This is a genomic window from Bacillus infantis, from assembly GCF_008180445.1.
GTDB lineage: Bacteria > Bacillota > Bacilli > Bacillales > Cytobacillaceae > Bacillus_AB > Bacillus_AB infantis_B.
On the sequence record NZ_VTER01000005.1, the window covers coordinates 94606 to 118382 of the forward strand.

The 23777-nt window shown below is 47.7% G+C and carries 20 protein-coding genes and 1 pseudogene; 6 read left to right on the forward strand and 15 right to left on the reverse strand.

Features of this window, described 5'->3' with window-relative positions; translation table 11 throughout:
• Nucleotides 1-122: 122 nt before the first annotated feature.
• From FZD51_RS10130 to FZD51_RS10140, 3 genes are all read left to right on the forward strand, one after another.
• On the forward strand, nucleotides 123-548 hold the full coding sequence (locus tag FZD51_RS10130) for a MarR family winged helix-turn-helix transcriptional regulator (RefSeq protein ID WP_009791814.1): 426 nt from the start codon (nucleotides 123-125) through the stop codon (nucleotides 546-548).
• A 123-nt stretch (nucleotides 549-671) separates the two neighbouring features.
• Nucleotides 672-1298 carry an FMN-dependent NADH-azoreductase gene (locus FZD51_RS10135; protein WP_148974662.1) on the forward strand — a complete coding sequence of 209 codons (627 nt, stop codon included), beginning with the start codon at nucleotides 672-674 and terminating at the stop codon, nucleotides 1296-1298.
• A 109-nt stretch (nucleotides 1299-1407) separates the two neighbouring features.
• Nucleotides 1408-3450, forward strand: a complete 2043-nt coding sequence (locus FZD51_RS10140) for a molybdopterin-containing oxidoreductase family protein (RefSeq protein WP_148974663.1) — start codon at nucleotides 1408-1410, stop codon at nucleotides 3448-3450.
• A 48-nt stretch (nucleotides 3451-3498) separates the two neighbouring features.
• Here the strand turns inward: FZD51_RS10140 and FZD51_RS10145 are convergent, their stop codons facing one another.
• The 6 genes from FZD51_RS10145 to FZD51_RS10170 all read right to left on the reverse strand — a co-directional run bounded on the left by FZD51_RS10145 (nucleotide 3499) and on the right by FZD51_RS10170 (nucleotide 9450).
• Nucleotides 3499-4113 carry an acetate uptake transporter gene (locus tag FZD51_RS10145; protein WP_148974664.1) on the reverse strand — a complete coding sequence of 205 codons (615 nt, stop codon included), beginning with the start codon at nucleotides 4111-4113 and terminating at the stop codon, nucleotides 3499-3501.
• Nucleotides 4114-4324: 211 nt separating this feature from the next.
• Entirely contained in the window at nucleotides 4325-5209 is an 885-nt protein-coding gene (locus FZD51_RS10150) for a helix-turn-helix transcriptional regulator (RefSeq protein WP_148974665.1), read from the reverse strand.
• 84 nt (nucleotides 5210-5293) lie between these two features.
• Nucleotides 5294-5719, reverse strand: coding sequence for a YhfM domain-containing protein (locus FZD51_RS10155; RefSeq protein WP_187445700.1), 426 nt, complete (start codon nucleotides 5717-5719; stop codon nucleotides 5294-5296).
• Nucleotides 5720-5826: 107 nt separating this feature from the next.
• Entirely contained in the window at nucleotides 5827-7275 is a 1449-nt protein-coding gene (locus FZD51_RS10160) for a phytoene desaturase family protein (RefSeq protein ID WP_148974666.1), read from the reverse strand.
• Between the two features lie 157 nt (nucleotides 7276-7432).
• Nucleotides 7433-7825, reverse strand: coding sequence for a hypothetical protein (locus FZD51_RS10165; RefSeq protein WP_187445701.1), 393 nt, complete (start codon nucleotides 7823-7825; stop codon nucleotides 7433-7435).
• A 359-nt stretch (nucleotides 7826-8184) separates the two neighbouring features.
• The gene (locus tag FZD51_RS10170; RefSeq protein ID WP_148974667.1) at nucleotides 8185-9450 is read right to left on the reverse strand and encodes a hypothetical protein; all 1266 of its coding nucleotides are present in this window, start codon (nucleotides 9448-9450) and stop codon (nucleotides 8185-8187) included.
• Between the two features lie 345 nt (nucleotides 9451-9795).
• Here FZD51_RS10170 and FZD51_RS10175 point away from each other — a divergent pair, with 345 nt between their 5' ends.
• Nucleotides 9796-10728, forward strand: coding sequence for a glutathione S-transferase family protein (locus FZD51_RS10175; protein WP_420886234.1), 933 nt, complete (start codon nucleotides 9796-9798; stop codon nucleotides 10726-10728).
• Nucleotides 10725-11237: a GNAT family N-acetyltransferase gene (locus FZD51_RS10180; RefSeq protein ID WP_148974668.1), complete on the forward strand. Its 513-nt coding sequence runs from the start codon at nucleotides 10725-10727 to the stop codon at nucleotides 11235-11237. The genes FZD51_RS10175 and FZD51_RS10180 overlap by 4 nt, the downstream gene beginning before the upstream one ends.
• 34 nt (nucleotides 11238-11271) lie before the next feature.
• Here FZD51_RS10180 and FZD51_RS26760 read toward each other — a convergent pair whose 3' ends face one another.
• From FZD51_RS26760 to FZD51_RS10225, 9 genes are all read right to left on the reverse strand, one after another.
• Nucleotides 11272-12102 carry a methyl-accepting chemotaxis protein gene (locus tag FZD51_RS26760; RefSeq protein ID WP_148974669.1) on the reverse strand — a complete coding sequence of 277 codons (831 nt, stop codon included), beginning with the start codon at nucleotides 12100-12102 and terminating at the stop codon, nucleotides 11272-11274.
• Nucleotides 12103-12326: 224 nt separating this feature from the next.
• Nucleotides 12327-13568 carry a Zn-dependent hydrolase gene (locus FZD51_RS10190; protein ID WP_148974670.1) on the reverse strand — a complete coding sequence of 414 codons (1242 nt, stop codon included), beginning with the start codon at nucleotides 13566-13568 and terminating at the stop codon, nucleotides 12327-12329.
• A gap of 22 nt (nucleotides 13569-13590) precedes the next feature.
• On the reverse strand, nucleotides 13591-14802 hold the full coding sequence (locus tag FZD51_RS10195) for a hypothetical protein (protein WP_148974671.1): 1212 nt from the start codon (nucleotides 14800-14802) through the stop codon (nucleotides 13591-13593).
• Nucleotides 14803-15363: 561 nt separating this feature from the next.
• Nucleotides 15364-16149 carry an SDR family oxidoreductase gene (locus tag FZD51_RS10200; RefSeq protein ID WP_148974672.1) on the reverse strand — a complete coding sequence of 262 codons (786 nt, stop codon included), beginning with the start codon at nucleotides 16147-16149 and terminating at the stop codon, nucleotides 15364-15366.
• A 210-nt stretch (nucleotides 16150-16359) separates the two neighbouring features.
• Nucleotides 16360-17121 carry a TerC family protein gene (locus FZD51_RS10205; RefSeq protein ID WP_022543473.1) on the reverse strand — a complete coding sequence of 254 codons (762 nt, stop codon included), beginning with the start codon at nucleotides 17119-17121 and terminating at the stop codon, nucleotides 16360-16362.
• A gap of 32 nt (nucleotides 17122-17153) precedes the next feature.
• Entirely contained in the window at nucleotides 17154-17591 is a 438-nt protein-coding gene (locus FZD51_RS10210) for a MarR family winged helix-turn-helix transcriptional regulator (RefSeq protein ID WP_148974673.1), read from the reverse strand.
• A 150-nt stretch (nucleotides 17592-17741) separates the two neighbouring features.
• Nucleotides 17742-20108 carry a polyprenyl synthetase family protein gene (locus FZD51_RS10215; RefSeq protein WP_148974674.1) on the reverse strand — a complete coding sequence of 789 codons (2367 nt, stop codon included), beginning with the start codon at nucleotides 20106-20108 and terminating at the stop codon, nucleotides 17742-17744.
• Nucleotides 20109-20378: 270 nt separating this feature from the next.
• Nucleotides 20379-21239: an EamA family transporter gene (locus FZD51_RS10220; RefSeq protein WP_148974675.1), complete on the reverse strand. Its 861-nt coding sequence runs from the start codon at nucleotides 21237-21239 to the stop codon at nucleotides 20379-20381.
• Between the two features lie 91 nt (nucleotides 21240-21330).
• Nucleotides 21331-22767 (reverse strand): glycoside hydrolase family 1 protein, encoded by a 1437-nt coding sequence (locus tag FZD51_RS10225; RefSeq protein WP_148974676.1) that lies wholly within the window; start codon nucleotides 22765-22767, stop codon nucleotides 21331-21333.
• 210 nt (nucleotides 22768-22977) lie between these two features.
• Here FZD51_RS10225 and FZD51_RS10230 point away from each other — a divergent pair.
• Nucleotides 22978-23704: pseudogene (locus FZD51_RS10230) on the forward strand (MurR/RpiR family transcriptional regulator).
• Nucleotides 23705-23777 lie beyond the last annotated feature (73 nt).

The following is a 23777-nucleotide window of genomic DNA, read 5'->3' on the forward strand; positions in this document are numbered from 1 at the left end:
TGGTTTTTCAAATAAATAATCACCTTCCGGCACATTGATGCTCAACTTATTGTTTTTTTGCTCTCATAACCATAAAATATGATTATCTGCAGCTTGTTTACTTATAGAACGGAGGAACCCTTTTGAAGCTTTCTTTTACCGATTACATCAGCATCTATATTCATCAGACCGACCTGACGCTGACCAGCTATGTGAAGAACAGGCTGGCGCCTTATAATCTGGCTCCCGAGCAGAATTTGATCATGATGCTGCTTTGGGAAAAGGATGGGATCACACAGAATGAAGTGGCGGAAAGGCTGCTGAAAGATAAAACCAATATTGCGCGCATGGTGTCCAATCTCGAGAAAAAGGGATTTATTCAAAGGATCCAGCATAAAAGCGACCGCCGTTCCCTCCAGCTGTTCCTGACGGAAAAAGGGCGGGAGCTCGGGGAGCACATCATTCCCCTGACCGAGGAGTTCAACTCTCTCGTCTGCCAGGGAATCTCAGAGGAAGAGCAGAACGAAGTCAGAAGGATCCTCCGTAAAATGCAGGCAAATGTCCAATAGTCTTTCCATTTGCCTGCAAAAATGTTGCTACAACAACCAAGAATGTGATAAAGTGATGTTTGTCTTATATAGCAGAACCTACAGTTGCTATAGCAACATAGAAAAATAAAGCGAGGTATCATTATGTCAAACGTATTATTCATCAAAGCCAATTCCCGCCCGGCCGATCAGGCTGTAAGCGTTCAGCTCTATAATGCTTTTGTTGAAAGCTACAAAGAAGCTCATCCAGGCGAACAAATCACTGAGCTGGACCTATTCAGCGAAAACCTGCCATACTACAGCAATGATATGATGGGCGGCATGTTCAAGCTTGCTAAAGGCATGGAGCTTACGCCAGCTGAAACGGAAGCAGCAAACCTGGTAAACAAATATCTGGACCAGTTCCTGGCTGCAGATAAAGTTGTGCTGGCATTCCCATTGTGGAACTTCACTGTTCCTGCAGTACTGCACACCTATCTTGATTATCTCGGACAGGCAGGAAAAACTTTCCGCTATACAGCAGAAGGCCCTGTAGGTCTGCTGGGAGATAAGAAGGTTGTCCTTCTTAATGCACGCGGAGGCATTTATTCTGAAGGCCCTGCGGCAAGCGCTGAAATGGCCGTCAACTATGTGAGCACCATCCTGAATTTCTGGGGCATCCAGGACGTTGAATCCATCATCGTTGAAGGACATAACCAATTCCCTGACCGTGCACAGGAAATCATCAATGAAGGCCTTGAAAAAGCAAAAGCGGCAGCGAAGGCACTTTAATCTGCCGGCACCATTAAGCCTGTTCCAATCGGAGCAGGCTTTTTCTTATATTGCATGAATTGTCCAACTCTTTTAAGATACTAATATATGAATGAGGAGAGGCGGTCATATGATGTCAGCTGCAGATACAGAGAATGGAATATTCAAGAGCGTGTGCCCGCTGGACTGCCCGGATCAGTGCGGGCTGCTGCTGCATAAAGAGAACGGGAGAATTGTTAAAATTGCAGGGGATCCGGAACATCCGGTCACAAAGGGCCATATTTGCCAGAAGGTGCGGCATAAGGCTGAACGGATTTACGATGTAAAGCGCCTGACACATCCTTTACGAAGAATCGGCAAAAAAGGCGAAGGCAGATTTGAGAGAATAAGCTGGGAGGAAGCCATTCGGGAAATCACCTTGCATTGGAAAGAACTTCTTCAAACTAATGGACCCGAGAGCATCCTTCCTTACAGCTTCTATGGAAATATGGGCAGGCTGAATTCGGAGGGCATGGACCGGCGCTTCTTCAACCGGCTTGGCGCTTCAAAGCTGGATTATACGATTTGCCAGGCGGCCGGCACTGTCGGCTACCGCTATACAATGGGCGGAAGCTTTGGCATTGATCCTGAGGACACAATCCATTCAAAGCTGATGATTTTCTGGGGCATTAATGCGGCGAGCACAAATATGCACCAGATCGCCCTTGCGCAAAAGGCGCGAAAGAACGGTGCAAAGCTGATCGTCATTGATGTCCACAAAAACCAGACTGGACGGGCTGCCGACTGGTTCATCCCCATCCTTCCGGGAACAGATGCGGCCCTGGCTCTTGGCATCATGCATATCCTGTTTGCGGAAAACCTGGCAGATGAAGAATTCCTCAGGAACTGGACGATTGGACATGAGGAGCTGAGGGCTCAATGTGCTGCCTATGATCCTAATGCTGTTTCCGCCATCACCGGTGTCCCTGTGGATGATATTTATAAACTGGCAAGGATGTACGGAACCGTCTCCCCTTCCTTCATCCGGATCGGAAACGGTATCCAGCATCATGACAATGGCGGCATGTGCATCCGCACCATTTCCTGTCTCCCCGCGATCACTGGCCAATGGCTGAAAAAAGGCGGGGGAGCCATTAAAGGCAATGGCGGGTATCTGGCACTCAATAATTTCAAGCTGCAGCGCCCGGATCTTCGGAAGGACAGCGGGGCCCGGACAATCAATATGAACCTTCTCGGCCAGGCGCTCCATGAAAAAGGAAACCCGATTCTGTCTTTGTTCATCTACGGGACAAATCCTGCGGTTGTCGCCCCGGAAGCCAATCTGGTCAGGGGAGGCCTCGAGAGAGAAGATCTTTTCACAGTGGTTCATGACTTATTTTTAACGGAAACGGCCAAATATGCCGATATCGTGCTCCCGGCCACTTCTTCTTTTGAGAATACGGACTTGTACACCTCATATTGGCATCATTACCTGCAGCTGCAGGAGCCTGTCATCAAACCTTATGGAGAGTCGAAATCAAATGTAGAGGTTTTCCGGCTTCTTGCGGGAGGCATGGGCTTTGAGGATGAGGCTTTTTCTGACACTGAGGCGGAGATGATCAGCCAGGCGCTTGACCATCCCGGTAATCCTGCACTGAATGGGATCACTTACGAAGCGCTGAAGGAAAATAGCTTTGTGAAGGGTAAGGTGGAGCCTCTTTTCCCTGGTAAACTGCTGACGCCTAGCGGGAAGATTGAGCTGTACTCCGAGCAGATGGAAAAAGACGGCTATCCGCCGCTGCCTGTCTACACGCCGCTTGAAAAAGACAGCGGGCACCGGTTCCTCTTCGTCCCGGCGCCGAACCATAATTTCCTGAACTCCACTTTTTCCAATAATCAAAAGCATCAGGAACTGGAGAAAGAGCCGCAGCTGTTCATGAACAGTCAGGATGCACAGGAATTGGGGATTCTGGATGGTGACATGGTGAGAGTCTGGAATGACCGGGGCGAATGTGTCCTTAAGGCAAACGCCGGAGACCGAGTCCTGCCAGGGGTCCTTGTGTCCCAAGGCCTCTGGGCAGATTCCCCCGGAAAAAAGCATCTCGTCAACGCACTTGTCCCTGACCGCATCGCCGACATGGGCGGAGGCGCGACCTTCTTTTCCGGATGTGTGAATGTGGAGAAATATATATAAAAAGGGTGCCAGGCACGGGATCCCCTCCCGGTGCCTGGCACCCCCCTTTTATTTAAAAATCCCGAATGGCTTCCCGATTGGCAGCACGATTTTTCCAAAATGCGTATTCAGCACAATGGCCGCTGATCCATAGAAGGACAAAAGCGCAATGCACATTTCCGCAACAGCTGCCAGCATATGTGTCGCTTCATGCATAATGCCAAATGTGCTCAGAGATAAACCGATAAACAGAAAATCGATGAATACGAAAATGAAAAACAGCACCTTATGAGTTTCCATGGCCCCTACCGTCATAAAGAGGCTGAAAATCAAATAGCCGACGAATGCAAACCCGAGCTGTTTCGGATCTCCATCCAAGGCAAGGGCTTCTCCAAAAAAGCCAAGCTGGATCAGCCAGGTCATGCCGACGCCGAACCAGAACAATCCAAAAGCCCCGAAGGCCGTTGTCCCGAAGATATTATTATGCTTCGAATCCTGGACCGAAGCGAAAAGCTGCGCCAATCCGCCAAGGAAAAACGCCCAGGGAAGGATATAAGATACTCCGTCTGTCAGGCCCAATTTCTGTGATGATGCCACAAACGTGACCATGGCAAGGCCGAATAAGCCCAACGCGGATGGATCTGCTGCTGTGATTTTAACTTGTGTGTGATTCTGAGTCTCCATACTTTCCTCCTAATAAAAAACATACTTGTGTACTTTATAGGATAAAAGTAAGAGTGTCAACAGCCTATAAATGGGAAGGGCTTTATTACGCCGGTCAGCCCCATAGGCCGCTGATAAGATTCCACAGAAAGCTGCCTGCCTGAAGCTTCAGCAATGTGATCCCGATTACAAGGCACGCCCCGAGGATCATGCCTGCTTTTCTCCTCACCCTCTACTCCTCTTCAAAAGAGAGATTGACCGGCTCTTCGTGAAGATCTCTTGTAAAATCAATATTGGTTGTAGGGACGGAGGTGCTGACTTCCTCAAATTTCAATTCATCCACCCAGACTTTTCCCCTGCCGGATAGTATGACGCCAAAGGCAATCACCGCACTATTTTCCGGCACATCGAGGACAATATCATAATAATTCCAGCCTGTACTTCCCTTGATCGGGCGATTGCCCATATTATCGAACTGCAGTACTTCATCGGAAGCATTATCTACTCTCATCCAAAAGCTGCAGAAGCCGTCCACATTATTCGATTTCAGGAAACCGGAGAACTTAAGCCGCTTCCCGCGATAATTTTTTGCGTTGATTTCCTGCATCATGGTCGCAAATTCTCCTGGCGCTTCCACAGTCTGTGACTGCAGATACCCTGATGATTTTCCTTTGTGAAAAACTTCATGATCAATTCCCATCTGATAGTTGAACGGATGGCTTCCGCTCAGTACCCATCCTTTTGGCTTCTGTTCTTTGTCCATGTTTTTTTCCTCCTTCTGCTCCGCCAGTTTCCCGATCAGCTTTCTGTATTTTCCCGGCGGGAGCTGATAGTATTTTTTGAATGATCTTGTGAAGGCTTCCTGTGATTCGAATTGAAAGTATAAAGCAATATCGAGGATTTTCTCATCTGTATAAAGCAGCATATGGGCACTATTGGCAATCCTTCTGTAGCGGATATACTCGGAAACCGTTACCCCGACTTCCTTCTGGAAAATCCGGTGATAATGAAACTTTGAAAATCCGGCCGTCTGAGCGATGCTTTCCAGTGACAGGTCCTCATGAAGGCTTGATTCAATATGCTCTATGCTTTTCTGGATGATGGAACTGTAGGCCACTCCTGGCACCCCCTTCCATATTTAAGATAACAAAAGCAGATGGCGGCTTTTTTGACCTATATTGCTAAGTTGAGCAAGCTGCCATTATTTTTTCTCTTGGAAGATCAATTTCCTTAATTTCTCTGTATGTGCAGGAGAGGTGAGATAAACAGCATCATCGCCGATATACATAAAAGTACTTCTCTCATTTTCCCCTCCTAGCCACAGGTGGATCCCATGGGCCGGAAACTCCCCCTCCGGCTGATATTTCACCATCACGTCATATTCAGGATCTGGAATATCGGCCTTCCCAGGCTGCCGGACCGCAGATGTGATTGCTTTCTCGAATTCGGCCAGGCTTTCTTTGTCCTGAAAAGAATAAAGGATTTCTTCGTTCATCCCGCCGAATCCATCAGATTTTGAAACGTTTACTTCTGATATTGGCTCATCAAGCAGAACCATCTTCTCCGGTGCCTGGCACCCGGCTGAAAGAATGGCGAATAATATTAGTATAATGATAGATTGTTTCATGGTTGTCCTCCCCTGTTTTTCTCATTTTATACCAAAAAATGCGTGCCAGGCACCGCTCGTGGACATTTTTGGGGAAAGTGTCCATTGGCGGTGCCTGGCACGCAGGGTTAATGTTCTTTTATGATAGCCCTTGCGGCATTGCGGCCACTTAGCGCTGATGAGAGTGTACCCGGTCCTGGGAAGACCTGCTCTCCGGCTAAATAGAATCCGGGCAAGGAAGTCCGGAAGCTTTTTGGCTTGAGGATGCTGTTCCGGATGTTCAGGGGAAATCCGCCGACCTCCGATTTACCTACAAACTTTTGATACGTTATAGGGGTTCCAGCTTCAGCCTTTTGCAAGCGGGTTTTAATTGGTGTGATCCTATCCACTTCATGGAGCAGCCTGGCTGCCAATTGTTCTTTCCGCTGCCTGTATTCTTCTTTCCCAAATGAAGCCCATACGGAGCTGTCTGTATGGACAGAAATCGTCAATATCATTTCATCCTCGATTGTAAGCCCGCTTGCGTCCCTCGAATCCTGCAGAGTTGCATAGATGGGGCCATGAAATGCTTCCTGCTCCCCTTGCGGCATGATCTGATAGGCGAAAGGCAGGTTTCTTTGGTCCTTTCCTGACACGATGCTGTCAACACGAAAAGCTCCCCACGAAAACTCATCACCTTCACTATGGCTTGTCCCTTTTCCAAAGGAAATGCCGCTGTTATTGATAATAAGGTCAAATGCTCCGCTGCATTTCCTGCTTTCTACCTTCCACTTATTTTCACTTTTGCAGTACTCAACCTTCTTAACTGGAGAAACAAGCTCCACCCTTCCGCCAAGTTCCACTATCCTCTCTGCTAAAGAAGAACTGATCTGCCCGAGCCCTTTTTCAATGGCAAAGCTTCCATTCCTATAAATGGTCAGGGCCAGGCTTGAAGGCAGCAAAGCAGCCTCAGAAGCATCGGTCTGCGCGGCATCCAGCAGCTGGGCATCCAAGAACTGCCTGAACGGGAGATAATGTTCGAGCTTATGCTTCTTTAATAGATCTTCTACTGTTGAAACCGCATAGCGGGCGAGCCCTAACATGGAAAAAGGACGCCGGAGGGCAAGGTTTGGGAAGCTTCCAAGATCATAAAGTTTTTTTATCGGAAGAGATATCCCTGAAGCGGAAACAACCTGTACCATTTCCCCGATTTTGTGAAGCTCTCTCCAGAACCGCAAAACATCCCCTGGGTGCTCAAAGAATATGCGCTGGAGCTCTTCCTCCCAGTATTCTGTGCGTTGGAAAATGGAAATTTTCCGATCGGGCAATATAACATCCATAGGATGGGACAGACATTCTGCCGGGAGGTGTACCCCTGCTTCATTTAGCAGCTCTCTCAGCAGTCCTCCTTCTTCCAGTCCGAATGCGACAGTTGCACCGGTCGGGAACATCCGTCCTTTTCGTATATAAAAGCCAGCCGATCCGCCAACGGTTGATGCCTTTTCCAGGACAGTCACATTGAAGCCGGCATTGGCCAGAAGGGCACCGGCTGTCAAGCCCCCGATTCCGGCGCCTATTATACAAACTGACTTTGCCATTTCACCGCCTCCATTCCTGCTGTACGCGCTAACATGTTTACCCCATTATAAGCAATATTGGCGGCGATATTGAAATTCTAATATGGTGTCTATACGGCGTCAGGCGCCGCTCGTGGACAATTTCAGCAGGGGTGTCCATTTACGGTGCCTGTCACGATTAGGAGTCTATCTCTTTTACATATATGGCTGCATTGGTTTTGATGGTACGGCAGCCCTCCAGATCTGCTTCTTTTAGCAGGCCAAGGTCCATGGCTGATTTAATTTTACCTTCATCCGGCTTTTTTTGGATCAGTTCATGGAGATTTAACTCTTCCAGCCTTTTTACGGTTGGTTCCTGCTCAAATTTCTCGGCTTTCCTGATCTGCCGCTGGAGTTTGAAGGTGCTCACTGTGATTTCGCCCTTTTCATTTTGTCCGACAGATTGATCAAAATGGAGATTGAACATCTTTTTCAGCGACTCAAGCTCCTCTTCCGCAGCTTTCTTTGTCTTGTTCAACTCCACATAGCGCGCAAGGATTTCCTTTGTAACAATGCCATTCGCATTTACCAAATTCTCGCCCCATTTCTAAGATGATAGTTCATCATATTAAGGCGAGGGTGGCATTATGCATGTCCCTTGAAAACGTATGTTCCTGGTGAAATCAGTGCCAGGCACTGCCCGTGGACAGAATGGGGGGAAGTGTCTTTTTGAGGTGTCAGGCACGGGCGATGCTTGTAAATTCCAATAAATGTATTTTGTGCAGAATCACGCTGATTTTAGGTAGAATAACAGGAAAATTTGGTAGGATATTAACAATTTTAGGTAGAATAACAGAATTTTTTTGTAGGATCACTTGCCCCTGCAAAGTATTTAATGAAAAAATGCCCCTCTGATATCTATCAGAAGGGCATTTCCGGCACAAATTCACTTTAAATATCATCCAGCAGGACGATTTCGCCGGTCTCAGCGTCTACTGCATGCCGGCAGTCCAATTTTCCGCATAAAACATACTTTTCTTTCTCAACATCATAGACATACACCGGTTTTAAGAAGAAGTATGGTTTTAATTTTTCAAAGGCTTCGTCCTTAACGACCGCTATCTCCCCTGGTGCCTGGTACCCGTCGAACATGTCGAGCATCATCCTGTTGTCGATATAATTTCTCGGCTCAAAACTATGGGCATCAATCACAACCGTCAGCTTTCGCTTAAAAACACTGAAATCTTGCCCGGATTTCCTCAATACCGCATCAATGCACCCTCGGCTCCTGCGAAGTGTTTTCAATGTCCACTGGCCGGACTCGCCAGGATATTCCCGGCTGAGCAACTGCCTGACAGCATCCGTACATTTATCAGTCTCTTCCTTCCTGATCGGGCAGGACTCTATATGAAGTTCTCCGTCAAATGCCCGGTCTGCTCCAATGTCTTTGGATTCTGTGATAGGCTTTCGTTCAAAAGGAACGTCTGAAGGCTTGTCCCACTCTATTACCTGATCGACCATAAGCTTTGGCTCCATCCCTATTGGGTCAAATTCAATTGTTTTCTTCCTGTCATTCTTGATGAAGATTTCCTCAATCGCAAATAGAGAAAACCACTTTTCGTTTTCACGGTTCGGGAATTGAGCGAATATCAGTTGCTCTCTAAGAAGATCTTCCTCTATCTCTTCAAGCGAGAGAGCATATTTCTCTTCCTGTACCTGACCTGGCTCTGGAAAACTTCCATATGAAGAAAAAGTAATCAGCCTTCCTTCCTCATCCGTTTCCAGCTCTATATAACCACCAGGAAAGAGGGCGGTGCCATTGACAGCCGCCGAAAAATGCAGCCTTCTTCCCTCTTCCTTCGTCAGCATGAATTGCTGCCCATAGCTCAGGCCAGTTTCTTTCTCAATCCAATCAATCATACTGCCCCGGTCCCCGGGAACGAAAATAACTCCATCAGCCAATGTCTTCCCGCCCGCAAATATAGCGCTCTTTGTCTTACCGCTTGGAATGTGCACTTCTATGACAGCCGTGCCCTCCGGATTGCTCTCATCGTCCTCTGCTGCTGTAGCGTTAGGGAACCATTCCATACAGAGAGAATAATCAGTCTTATTCTGAAAAGGTGAGTCATGATAGAACCCGGTTCTTCCGAGATAATATTCTGCCAGCCCGAACTTTTCAAAAGCTGAATCTGCAAGTTTCTTAATTCTTTGATCCATAGCAGCCTCCTTGTTTCATCCTAATCTCTTTACGAAAGAAACTGTAATTTGGTTTCAAAGAATGTGGCAACAGTGCCTGGCACCGTCCGTGGTCAAATGAAGGTAGAATGTTCATTTGCAGTGCCTGACACCAATTGTAAAGCCGCACTGAAAATTGACTGAATATTGCCCTTATACTAAACTAGTAGCAGATTGAGATATTTCACCACTTAACTATTTTCCCATAAGAAAGGATGCTGTACATTGCCACAATCATCTCAAGGTTCAAATTGTGAATTGTCTTCAAGCAATAAGCCGAAGGAGATTTCCTCTGATGGCTCTTTCAAGCGGCAGACGAACCGGTTTATGACTCCTTTTGGCGAGGGGCCGGATATGCTGCCTGTTGAAGCGGGGCGCTATCGCCTTTTATGGTCGGCCGCCTGCCCTTGGGCGCACCGTTCTGTTATTGTCCGGAAAGTGCTGGGCCTGGAAGAAAGCATCAGCCTTGGCACAGCCAGCCCGATGCGGCCGCGCCTTCAGCATGTTGACTGGGAATTCTCCCTTGATGAAGGAAGACGTGATCCTGTTCTCGGCATTCAGTATATGAGCGAAGTATACAAAAACGCAGACCCTGATTATGACGGCAGGCCGACGGTGCCGGTCATGGTTGATATAAAAGAAAAAAAGGCCGTCAACAACGACTATTTTAAGCTCACAAACTATTTTGAGACAGAATGGGCCCCATTTCATAAAGAAGAGGCACCTGACCTCTATCCGGAAGCTTTGAGAGCTGACATCGACGAACTGAATGAAAGCATCTTTCATGATGTAAACAATGGCGTCTACAAATGCGGGTTTGCGCATTCGCAGGAGGCCTATGAAGAGGCATATGGAAAGCTGTTCAGCCGCCTTGACGTTCTGGAGGAAAGGCTTTCCGGCCGGCGATTCCTGTTCGGCGACTATATCACCGATTCAGATGTGAGGCTCTACACAACCCTTGCCCGATTTGACGCTGCCTATTATACCGCGTTCAACACAAACCGGAATTTGATCCGTGAATATACGCATCTATGGGGCTACGCCCGCGATCTTTACCAGACACCGGGATTTGGCGATACCACTGATTTTGATGCAATTAAGCAGCACTATCACTTGTCCATCACCATTTCTACCGATAAGACTGAGCCGGTTATCCTGCCAAAAGGTCCGGAATTGTCAGTATGGAGCACAGAGCATGGACGTGAAAAGCTCAGCGGTAAGGCAGAGAAGTTTTTGAAAAAAGGAGAAGATGGCAGATGAGCGGAATAATCATCCGCAATGCGGACAAGGAGATGGCAGAAAGCATCCGCGAGCAGAGGGTTTCCGCCTATTCGGCCCATACCGGCAGCATTCCAGGACCGCATTGGGAAGCATTGAAAAAGGCGATATCATCGGATGCCGACCGACAGCCTGGGGTGGACTTGATCATCGCGGAAGTGGATGGGAAGTTAGCCGGCAGCGTCGCCCTATTCCCGGCCAGGACTGATGCTTATGAAGGTTTTGTAGAGGAAATGGACTATCCGGAAATCCGGTTGCTTGCCGTTGCTCCTGAATTCCAGGGCAAGGGCATGGCGAAAGCTCTGATCTCTGAATGCATCCGCCGCGCAAAAGAACAGGGCTTCCATAGAATCGGCCTGCACACAGGCGATTTTATGAAAAATGCGATGAAACTTTACGAGGGGTTTGGATTTAAAAGGCTTCCGCAGTATGATTTTGAGCCGGCTGGTGATGGGATTATTGTGAGGGCTTATGTTTTAGAAATAAAGTAAAAAACGGGGGAAGACTCTTCCCCCGTTTTCCTTTTCAAAGCTCAGACGCATACTGATTAAGCTTCTTGCTCATCGACTCAATTGTATCAATAAATGAAGAGATCTCTTCTGTGGATGCTGCCTGCTTCTGGCCGACCTCCAGGACCTTTTCAATCGAGGAGGTTATATCATTCACAGACTTCTGGATATTATTCAGAATCGTATAAATTTTTTCGGTGGAAGAGATGGTGTCATGGGACAGCTTTCGTATTTCATTTGCCACTACACCAAAGCCTGCTCCTTTATCGCCTGCTCTTGCTGCTTCAATGGCCGCATTTAGTCCTAGCAGATTCGTCTGGTCGGCGATTTTTTTGATGAACGTAAGCACTTCATCTGTGTTGTCCACTTCTTTTGTCGCCTGATTAGACCGTTCCAGTAGCTGGTTGGTGATTTCCGCCAATCCCTCGGCTCCTTCTGTGATGGCAGCAACACGGTGGTTTGCCTGTGTAATTGAATCTACAATCTGCTCAGAGATGTTGCGCAATTCTTTTTCATTCTGCTTCTGCATTTGGATGGCGAGTGCTCCTATAACTGCTCTATTTTCAAGGATTGGTGCCGCCATTCCTGTAAAAGAAACGCCAAAAAACTCCTCCGGCACTTCTTCCTCAACTCTCTTGTTATTTTTAATGCAGTCTGCCAAAGGCTCGCTTGGATTGATCCGCAGCCCCGGCTTGATGCCCAGGTCAATTTTATTCCCGGGAAAATAGGCGAGCCATTCCTCAGTATCAGCCACCCCTATCGATATTTCCGGAAGCATAGAATGCATTAATGGAATCGCTTTCACATAGGCGGCCAATACTTCATGATGTTCTTTCGTTGTAATCATAATTCAGCCCTTTCCAAGAAAGCACAAGCCGTCCGGATTAAAAGGACTTTTGCACTTCTATATAAATATTCTTAAAATATAGTCATTTATACCTAATTTTATCTTGAATTCAAATAAATAGATAGTCTGAATAGGTTATTAGACATAAAAAAGTGCCTGGCACCGCTTATGGACACTTTTACCTCAACTGTCCATTTGCGGTGCCTGACACCAGATTTATTTCTTCAATTTGCCTCCGTCAGCTTCTTGGCAGCTTCGTAAAAAATCTCAACGGCTTTCGCAATGTCCTTGGAATCTGACCATTCTTCAGGACAATGGCTCAGGCCGTTCCTGCTCGGAATGAACAGCATGCCTACGTCCGTGAAATCGGAAAGGACCATTGCGTCATGCCCGGCTCCGCTGTTGATAGGGCAGTATGGAATATTCAATTCAGCGCTTTTTTCTTTAAATAGCGTCAGGATTTCCTCGTTCATTGCTTTAGGCTTCATATACAGCGGCTGTTCGACGGAGGTCTGAATTTCGCCGCCATCGTAGGAGCCGATTCGTTCTTTCACTTTTTCAACCATATTCAGTACATGCTCTTCCTTGCCTGAGCGGATATCCACTGAGAACACCACTTTATCCGGGATGACGTTGGCTCCATTTGGAAAAACATTCAGGCGGCCGACGGTCAAAACGCTTCCTTCCCCTTCTGCTTCAGCCAGCCCCGAAAGCCCTGCAATCATGGCAGCAGCCGCAGCGAGTGCATCTGAGCGGCGGTCCATCGGAGTTGTCCCGGCATGGCCTGCCTGCCCCTTGACTGTTACTTCCAGCTGGGTCAGGCCGACAATCGCTTCTACCACGCCAATCGGAATATCTTTTTCCTCGAGTATTGGCCCTTGTTCGATATGCAGCTCCAGGAAAGCTTTAATCGTTTTCGGGTCCCTCTGCTTTGGAAGAGAAGGATCAAGCCCGATTTTCTCCATTGCGTCCTTCGCCAGCACGCCATCCCGGTCTGCCAGCTTGAAAAATTCTATCTCGGACATCAGCCCGGTGATACCTCTCGACCCCATGAGACCGCCTCCAAAGCGGGAGCCTTCCTCTTCCACCATTGCGATTACTTCCAGCGGGTATTTCGGCTTTACATCATTCTCTGCAAACAGTGCAGCCACTTCTAGACCTGCCACAACGCCTGCCGGTCCGTCATAAGAGCCGCCATTCGGGACAGAATCGAAATGCGAGCCGATCAGCACGCTCGGTGCATCCTTCAGTGTCCCTTCGAGCTTTCCAAAGATATTTCCAAGGCCGTCCTCAGTGACTTCCAATCCTATTTCTTTCATTTTTTCCTTAATATAATTGCGGGCCTGAAGGTCTTCCGGGCTGTAGGTGAGCCGTGTTGTACCCTTTCCAGGCGTAGCCGTAAAATGACTCAGCGCTTCTATATGCTTCTCTATTCTGGCAGCAAGCTGCTCTTTTACTAGACTCATGTTCTATTAATCCTTCCTTTCTTTATAGGAGGCTGACAAAGAACCCTGCGAGGACGACGGAAACGATGGTGACGGTAATGAAGCCGCCGACGAGCATTGGCGGAAGCATATGGCTAGTCAGCATCTCCCTTTCTTCCTCATCTTCTGTCAGCGATTTAATCACTTCATTCGTAATAATGTAATCTGCCGGGAATCCGTATAAAGCTGTCAATGATACGGCAAAAGCCATATTTTTGCTGACGCCGAGAATTTTTCCGGCAATAAAGGAGAAGATGTACATCCCGATGACGCCCAGCACAATTGTGCCGACCAGCGGCCCGATGATCTGCAGCATCATTGACGGGGTTGCCTGCTTCAGACCATCAAAGATAAAGAGCATCAAGGCCATAATTGCAAAACCGAAGGCATTTGCCTTTTGGAGGACCTGCTTTTCCAGGAAACCTAAGCTTGTGGCGATTACGCCAAACAGCAGGCAGATGACAAAAGGGCTCACACTGACAACAGGCGCCAGCCAGGCGGAAACCTGGTAGGCCAGGAAAGCGACGACCGAAAGGCGCAGCAGCTTGAAGAAATCGGTATTGTATTTTTCCGGCATACTCCTGAACAGCTTGAGCTCCGGCGCGGCTGGAGCCTCAGCCGCCGCTGCCATTTCCGCTTTGGCCAGCTGCTGTTCCTTCAGTGCGGCACCGCCATTCTTGCGATAGGCTTCCAGCAGGTTCTTTCCTTCTTTTTTCAAAACAAAGGATGTAATCGGATAGCCGGCAAACCCCTGCATTACGTAGATGACAATGGCAAATACAGACAGTGAAGCAAGCCCCGCTTCCTTTGCACCCTCTGACATGATCAAGGCAGAGACTACACCTCCGACCAATGGCGGAATTGCTACAACAATCGTCTGGTAGCCGAAGATAAATGTTCCGACGGCGAAGAGTATGGCGATGATGCCAAGGATGCCGGAAATAGCAATAACGATCGTTTTCCATTGATCCTTCAGTTCCTTGACCGATAAGAGCGTACCCATATTTGTAATCAGCAGATACATCATTAGTGTCGCAACAACCGGCGGCACACCTGCCAGCGCGACGATATCCTGCGGGAAAAATGTCCAATAGCCCGCAAGGAATAATACTGCACACACAAAGATGGAAGGCACCCATGCCTTCGTACGGACTGCCACAAAATCTCCGATGAATAAAATTAAAACAAGAATAACAACTGCCAACATTTGGGACATAGGAAACTCCCTCCTTTTCTGAATTTATTATTTCGGTGAGCGAAAAATTATTAATATTAGTATAATAATACAGCAAAATTAGTCAGTCAATTTAAATTATTTTAAATATTTAAGTAACCGTTTACATTTTTATGTATGGACGTTTTAAAGTGATGAAGTAAGAAATTTCTGCTTGAAGGCTTGGTGCTAGTTAGTGAGTTTTTAATGTAAAAAAATGCCGTCCGATTGGCTTCGGACCGGCATTTTATCAGTCATTTGCGGAGAAAATCATTCGATTCTACATAAGTTTCCTAGAATTCTACATAAAACAAGTTTTTCAGTTATTCTACATAAAATTGCCTAATTCTACAAAAAATACATTCCCTGTAATGACCGTGCCTGACACTCCATATGGACACTACAACCTATTCTGTCCACGGCCGGTGCCTGGCACGACATCTTCAATTCCTTCCCGCATAGGAGGCCAATTCGACCATTTCCGGGGAAATAAGCCTAAACACCACAATACCCGACAAAAAAAGTGCCCGCTCCCGCCGCAGCAGGTGCCTGGCACCCCTTATCCTATATCTCCATCTCCCAGCGCTCCTGCTGGGTTTTCTTTAATTGTTCTTCCGTTTCCTGCGGATGGACCGTACGGAATTTGTGATGGTCCGCCGGGATGATTTCAATCATTTTTTCAATCATGTCCTCCGGATCGAATTGATGCTTCAGCCCTTCCTGCTGCTTGAGCATATCTTCTTTCCTGGTAAAATTCTTGTCTTCATCGTACCATTTCCATATTTCCTCGGCGCTGCGGTCATTGAACCCGGTGTTGTAGGCGCCTGGATTGATCGTGGCAACTTTTACGCCAAATTCCTCGAGCTCGCTCTTCAATGTCTGGGCGATTCCTTCAATAGCATGCTTAGTGGCTGTGTATGGGCCGACATAAGGAGTTGCGGAAATGCCTGCCATCGAGCTCAAGAAAATGATTTTGCCGCTGCCTTTTTTGACGAATTTACGGGCAGCGATTTGAACAGTCTCCAAAGTGGAAAACACATTCACTTCAAATAAAGCCCTGAAGCGGTCCATCGGCACTTCACCGAGCGGTCCGCCTTCATTGATGGCCGCATTGGCGACAAAAATATCAAAATCGTATTCCTCTATCTGAGCCCGGTCACGCTCATTGGTGATATCCAGCTTGAATACCTCCATATCGAGTCCAAGATCGCGTACTTCCCTGAGAAGATCTGTCTTTTGCGGTGTAATTTCTGTTGTCGCGATGATTTTATGACCTTTTTTGGCAAGGCCGATGGCAGCCCCTCTTCCAAGTCCGCTGCCTGCACCGGTAATGAAAATGGTTTTGCTCATAATCTGATTCCTCCTATTATTTGCTCTACCATTCTCTCTTCCCATCAGAGGCTGTCCTAAACACAGGAATAGGCAGAGGTTCGTTTTTTCCCCTGCTGCTAGATTAGCCAATGGCTGGGGAAAGCCAAATTGTGTAATCTTCATCCCATTTTCTCAATACAAAAAAACGCCCGGCTCAAAGCTGGCTTCCAGCTTTGCCGGGCGTTTTGATCAGTGAGAGAACTTCTCTGTCCTGTTTTTGCGGATAGCATGGATGATAAAGGTGACAATGAACGCAAGGATCATCACGCCAATGAAGATTTCATTCGGTATATGGATTTCGACCAGTGTCAGTCCCATTTTAACCGCAATGAAGGTAATCAGTGCATAAGCGGTTGTTTCCAGCTCAGGCACTTTGTTCATCAGGCTGATGAAGAAGGTTGCAACTCCCCTCATCAGCAGGATGCCGATCATGCCGCCGAGCAGGATGACCCAGACTTCCTCTGATACAGCAAGGGCGGTCAGGATGCTGTCGACTGAGAACGCCAGGTCCATGAGTTCGACACTGATGACGGTTGCCCAGAAGAGTCCGAATGTCGTAACAAGCCAGCCTTTTGGCTTGCGGGCCTCATCCTCTTCGCCTTCCTCTTTGTTTTTCAGCTTGTCCATAAAGAACTTAACGGACAGCCATAGCAGATATAAGGCACCGATCAATTTGATGAACCATAATTTAATCAGGAACGTACCGAGACCGATGAAGATGAATCGGAACAGATAAGCTCCCCACAGTCCGAAAATGAGGGCTTTCTTCTGCTGGTCTTTAGGCAGCGGCTTGACGAAGGCCGACAGGACCAGTGCGTTATCGGCTGATAGAATACATTCCAGGACGGCCAGCGATAAAATCATCCCCCATGCTTTTGATGAAGTCAGCATCTCCGCCCACATATGCCAATCAAACATGGAAGCGTACGTTGATAATATTTCCTGCCACATTCTTCATATCTCCTTTGATGTCTTGAGCTTATTTATTTCATTTTTTCCAGCAGTTCATTCAGCTTTTTGAGACCTTCGATTATGTCAGTCAGGGATTCTTGTGACTCGTCTTTAATGGAAAAAGAGATTCTCTCAATCAATGCACTATTGATTTTTTCAACAGTCTGGGCTCCCTTATCGGTAAGAGCTACCTTGACGGAGCGCTCATCATTCGGATCCCTGAACCGTCTCAGGAATTCCAGCTTTTCGAGTTTTTTGCACATGGTTGAAATATTGGTGCCGGCCATGTTCAGACGGGATGCAAGGCTGCCGATTGTATGGTAACCATGCTGCTGAACTTCGACCAGTATCCGGATCTGAAGGCTTGTCAGCCCATATTGCTCGCAAATGGAAGTAATGATCACATTTGTATTTTCACTGATTTTCCGTGTATAGTTCCACAGCATATTTTTAAAATCCATAACAACCATGATAGTGCCTCCATTAATTATGTTTTATATTATATATAATCTATATATATTATAAATTATATTATTATTGCTGGCAAGTTTTTCGAAAAGCCAATAGTGTTCGGCTAAAACAAGAAAAAGGCCGCTTCACAGCAGCCGGTGCAATCTATCTTATTTTTCACGATGGACCATATAATCCAGCAGATATCCCAAAAAGGCAAACTCCCCCCGCAGCTCCTGAAGCAATTCAGCTGCCGAACAATAATGCTCCCACATCGACCTTTTGGCGCCATCCTTCCCAAGTGCCGATACATATGTTTCCTTCTTGTTTCTGCTGTCCGTTCCTACCGGCTTGCCGAGCAGCATCGGATCTCCCTCCACGTCGAGCAGGTCATCCCGTATCTGAAATGCGATCCCGGCATGCCGGGCAAATTTTTTCAGGATATCGATTTCATCCTGCTCTGCTCCTGCAAGGATGGCCGGCATGATGATGGACGCCTCAAAGGCAATGCCTGTTTTATAAAAACAGAGAGCATCCAGCTCCCCTGCCGTCAATGCTTTTCCTTTCGCCTCAAGGTCCATCGCCTGTCCGCGGCACATTTCAGCGGTTGAACGGGCGGTATAGCGGATCAGTTCCAGTACCGCATCCGGCGTGGAAGAGTTGAGCGATGCCTGATCTTCCATAGCTTTCAGCGTCAAATAAAGACCGGAAAGCTCAGCAGCTGCCGTGCCATATACCTCATGGACAGCAGCCTTCCCCCTTCTGCTCGGGGCATTATCCTGGGCCGGGAGATCATCAAAAATCAGAGAAGCTGTGTGCATATATTCCAATGACCGGAGAAGCGGCATTAAAACAGCTTCCTCCATACCGTATGCCTCAACGCCCACAAACCAGGCAATGACAGGCCGCAGTCTTTTTCCCCCGGCTGCCAGGCTGTAATTGGCAGCCTCCCGGACAGGCTCCTCCATCAGCAGATCTTTGTCCTTGATCGGAAGCATGTCATTAATCCTATGCTGCACTTCCTCCACTTTTTCCCGGAATTCCTCCTGCCCCAGCCGCTCCTTTTGCAGGCTGTCAAGCATATGGTCCCTAAGCAGCTTATCGAAAAAGTCGACATCAGCGGCCTTCGCGGCCATCTGCTGAATCAGCCGGCTGAACTCAGGGCTGCCGGGTGCAAACAGCACCATGACTTCCCTGTATTTTTCTTTGCCGAGCCTCTCCTTGCTTCGCTTTAAACCATTGATGGCCCGGTCCAAAATTACTTCACTCGCCTTCGGGTCCGAGTCGTAAACATCATGAATCAGATGTGCAATAACCGTCCAGTACAGCTCAAATGGATTCAGCAAATCCTGCCGCGTCCTGTGGTGGGTGAGGTAGTATGTATAAGGGGTGACCGCCCCATCCTCCAGGTCAGCGAACAGATCGGCAAAATCATCGGCAAGCTGGTTGTAGATTCCATAATAAAAGGTCCGGCTGTCAAAGCCGTCATCCTTTCCGCTGTTCAGCACAGAACGGACAATCAGGCGCGATGAGGACGACTTCAGGATCACCGGAATATACAATTCTTCATTTGTGTATGAGGAATCATTCAGATCCTTCTGCCGGTCCATCTCCTGGGACTGGAAAAAAATATAAGCCTGTTCAAGGAAGGCAGCCAGCGTTTCAGGCGTCTGCTGGGCTTTTATATAATGAAAGGCTTCCCGGAGCTCATTATGTACATAGGTGATCAAAGGCAGAATAGCACGCTGCCACCTGCCAAGCGGCGGGACGCTTCCTGTTGTCAGGGTGGTGCGGATCAGCTCAGAAAACTGTTTTTTCTCATCTTCAGACAGTACCCGGCTGTCCAGCAGATCGTCTATGAAAGGATAAGTCAGTCCATAGGAATAGCCAAGCCTGATAGCCCGATCCAATCTTCTTTTCCGCTCCCCTGCCTCTATCCCTTCTTTCATAGCTTCAGTTTCATGCAACAGTACGCCTGCAATGATCTTAATCAGCTTTCGCTGGGCATGGGCAGCATCCATGCCTTCAGGGATATTCCGTGCAGTCTGCTGCAATTTTTCCATCAGCCAGATGACAGCTGATTGGAGGCCCTCTTTCTCAGCCCATCTGTACAGTCCTGCCATGCCAAAACCCCCGGGCTCCTGCTGTTTCGGGGCCGTAAGACGCTCCTTCAGGCTCTCCACGGCCCGACCGATGCTTTCCTTCGTATCCTGGTCATCAAGGGTTTTCCCCAGATCCCTCATATATAAATAAGAAACGCTCCGGTCCAGATAATCATCCAGTTTGCCCCTGTACTCCAGCCACTTGATATAAGAATGATTGGCTTTGGAATCCGGCTTTCTATTTTTCCGTGAAAAAAATGGCAAAAAAGACGATGTCTGCCGATGATTCTTTTTCCATGAATGAAAGTCTCTTTCCAGGACGGGAATAAAGCTTTTTTCTGCAGCCTGGACAAATAGAGCCTGAAAATAGGCAGCTGCCTTCTTCTCCGCCTCCCGGTAGCAGGCTTCAGGGTTGATTAAGGTTTCTTTTATCATCTGGACACTACCTTTGCATTTTGGTCTGTTTTATATGTATGCATGTTTACGGGCAATCATTAATGAGGCCATCCTCCTATATCATTCTTTTAACATAGCATGTTTGGGAACTTTTGCGGGGGTAGAAAGGAAAAAAATCCCCTGAATGAGAACGCAGAGGATTGCTGGTTGTATCTATTGGTTTTTCTGCAGGAAAGAGTTAGCAGGGATATGGATGCCAGTCAGCAAGGGTGTTGCATTAATCCTTCCCAAAAGAAAGACGGGCTTCGATCAGAAAACAAGAAAAACCGTCCCCACTGTGATGATTGCCCCGCCAACAACCGTATGCTTTCTCGCTTTTTCTTTTAAAATAACAAAGCTCAAAATCATAGTGATCACCACACTGAATTTGTCAATCGGAGCCACAACCGAGACCTTGCCAATCGCGAGTGCGCCGAAGTAGCAGAGCCAGGACAGCCCGGTTGCCGCTCCCGATAGGATGAGAAACAGATAGCCTTTGCTGGAGATGGTTTTCATTTCCCGGTAAGTTCTTTGGTAAAAGACAATGGCCCAGGCGAACAGGAGGATGACAATGGTCCTCAGAAAGGTAGCGACATTGGAGTCTACCCCCTCCATCCCGATTTTGGCGAGAATAGAGGTCAGGGCAGCAAAAACAGCACCCAATATCGCATACACAATATAGCTCTGTGAGCCGGTGAATCTCTTTTTATCTTCGTTTTTGCCGATCAGCACGAAGGTGCCGATGGTGATGAGGGCACCTCCGGCCAGGATCTGGGGAGCTGCGGGCTCGCCAAGCAGCAAAATGGACAGGATGATCGTCAGGACGATGCTGGACTTATCAATCGGCACGACCTTGGAAACCTCGCCGATTCCCAATGCTTTGAAGAAAAACAGCCATGACAGTCCTGTGGCGAAGCCTGACAAAATAATAAAAAGCATGGCTTTCGGCTGTATCGCAGCGATCGTGCCGAATTTGCCTGTAATCAGCACCATGAGAAAAGCGAGGATCAGGACAACGATCGTCCTCACCGCAGTTGCCAGATTGGTATTTACATTTTCCATCCCGATTTTCGCCAGGATATTGGTCATTGAGGCGAAAAGAGCGGCCAATAATGCGAGGATGATACTCATTAGACATCTCCCTTAGTGTCAGGATTCCAGCAAAGCAAAAAGGCTGCCGGTTACAGCAGCCTTAGGCTGGGTACATCCGGGTTCTTGTACCCTATAGTGTACGCCCGTTTGTCCCGATTACATCCTTATACCAGTAAAAAGATTTCTTCCTGCTTCTCTCCATAGTGCCGCTGCCATCGTCATGCTTGTCCACATAGATGAAGCCATAGCGTTTCGAGAATTCACCCGTCGACATGCTGACCATGTCGATGCAGCCCCAGCTTGTATAGCCCATCAAGTCAACTCCGTCTTCAATGGCTTCCCCCATCGCTTCAATATGGCCGCGCAGGTAATCGATCCGGTAATCATCATTGATTGTGCCATCTTCCTCAGGCTCATCATAGGCACCCAGACCGTTTTCAACTACGAAAAGCGGCTTCCGGTAGCGGTCATGCAGCAGGTTCAAACTGATCCGCAGCCCTTCCGGATCAATCTCCCAGCCCCAATCGCTCCTCTTCAGGAACGGATTGCGGACGCCGCCGATCAGATTGCCCTGTGAAGCCTCTTCATCAGACTTCTCCTTCTTCTCGGTGCGGGACATATAATAGCTGAAGCCGATATAATCAACCGTCCCCTCGCTGATGATCTCCAGGTCCCCTTCTTCCATTTCAAGCTGGATACCATGATCTTTAAAGTATCTGTCCATATAGGCAGGGTATGCTCCCCTGACCTGCACGTCTGCGCAAAAATAGTTGAAGAGCTGTTCTTCCCTTAAGCTGTGCATCACATTAGCCGGATTGCTGTCAAAAGAGTATACAGGAGCAAACAGGATCATGCAGCCGATCCTGGATTCAGGGCTGATCTCCCGGCACAGCTTCACCGCGAGAGCGCTGGCGACAAATTGGTGGTGGTACGCCTGGAATGTGGCTTGATAACGGTCTTTTTCTTCTTGGATGGAAAAGCCCAGCCCCTGGATCGGCATGACTAGGCCGCTGTTTATTTCATTAAAGGTCATCCAATACTTTACTTTGTCCTTATAACGGGTCAAAACGGTTCTAGCATATTTTTCAAAAAAGGAAACTGCCTTTCTGCTTCTCCAGCCGCCATATTCCTTCACCAGGTGAAGCGGCATTTCATAGTGGGAGAGTGTTACGACCGGCTCAATGCCATGCTTATGAAGCTCATCAAAGACACGGTCATAGAATGCCAATCCCTCTTCATTTGCTTCTGCTTCATCCCCATTCGGAAAAATCCGCGTCCATGCAATCGACATCCGGAAAGCCTTGAAGCCCATTTCCGCAAACAAAGCAATATCCTCCTTATAGCGATGGTAAAAGTCAATCGCTTCATGGTTGGGATAATAGTGCTCCCCGGGATGGATCTCAAAGTCAAAGCCCGGCCTTGTTAAAATGTCATAGCGGCCTTTTCCGCCTGGAAGGACGTCCGCAATATTCAGCCCCTTGCCCCCTTCATTATAGGCGCCTTCTATTTGGTTGGCTGCGGTCGCTCCTCCCCATAAAAAGCCTTCTGGAAATTGGTATTCTTTCATGATGTCTGCCTCCTCTGGCTGGTCCTTTTTAATTTGATATAAGTATCTTAACGCCGAATCTCAAGAGGAGTAAATAAAGGCTGCTGATTCAGTTCGTTTTTACCGAAAAAGAGATTTGTTTCATAACTGTAACACTGTGTTACGGAATACACACTTGTGATAAAATAAGAAAACGATTGATGACATCCTTTAGATGGGAGCGGAACAGCCTTGTTTACAAATGAAACAATTGCCAGCTTCAATCCGCTGGAGATTTCTCTATATAATTATATTTCCCAGAATCGCGAGAAAGTGGTCTTTATGCGGATCCGCGAGCTGGCAGATGAAACACATGCTCCGCTTTTGCCGCAAACTGAATTGCGAGGGATTTTCGGAATTCAAGGTAAAGCTTAAAATGCAGCTGAAAGAACAGCAGGGAGCGCATATCAAGAGCTCCCGGGAGTCGGCAGCCGAGTTTCTGGAAAGGGCGCTTAAGGGGAATCTTGAGGAGAATATTACAGAAGCGGCCAGGCTTGTGGCCGGAGCTGACAGTGTCATTTTTATCGGGATCGGGAGTTCAGGAATCCTCGCTGAATATGGAGCCAGATATTTTTCAAGCCTTGGGGCCTTCTCTCTCTATATCAAAGACCCTCATTTTCCGATTCATCCGAAGTGGCAGAAAAACAGTGTCGCCATTGCCCTCTCTGTTTCAGGTGAAACGCCTTTTACCGTTGCCCACCTGAACAGGCTGAAGCAGGAAGGAAGCAGAATCATCAGCATCACGAATAACCGCGCTTCCACCATTGCCAAGATATCAGATTTAAATATTGCCTATTATGTAAGCGAAGAGTTTATGGGAGAATCCAATATCACCACCCAGGTTCCGGTTGTGTATATTCTTGAATCGATGGGCAGGGAAATACACCGGATCGGCAGCAGCGATGATCCCGCGGATTGAAAAAGCCGGACACCCATTCGATACCCGGCCAGTAATTACTCTTGCAGGCCCCCGCCAGCTTATGGAGGCCAGA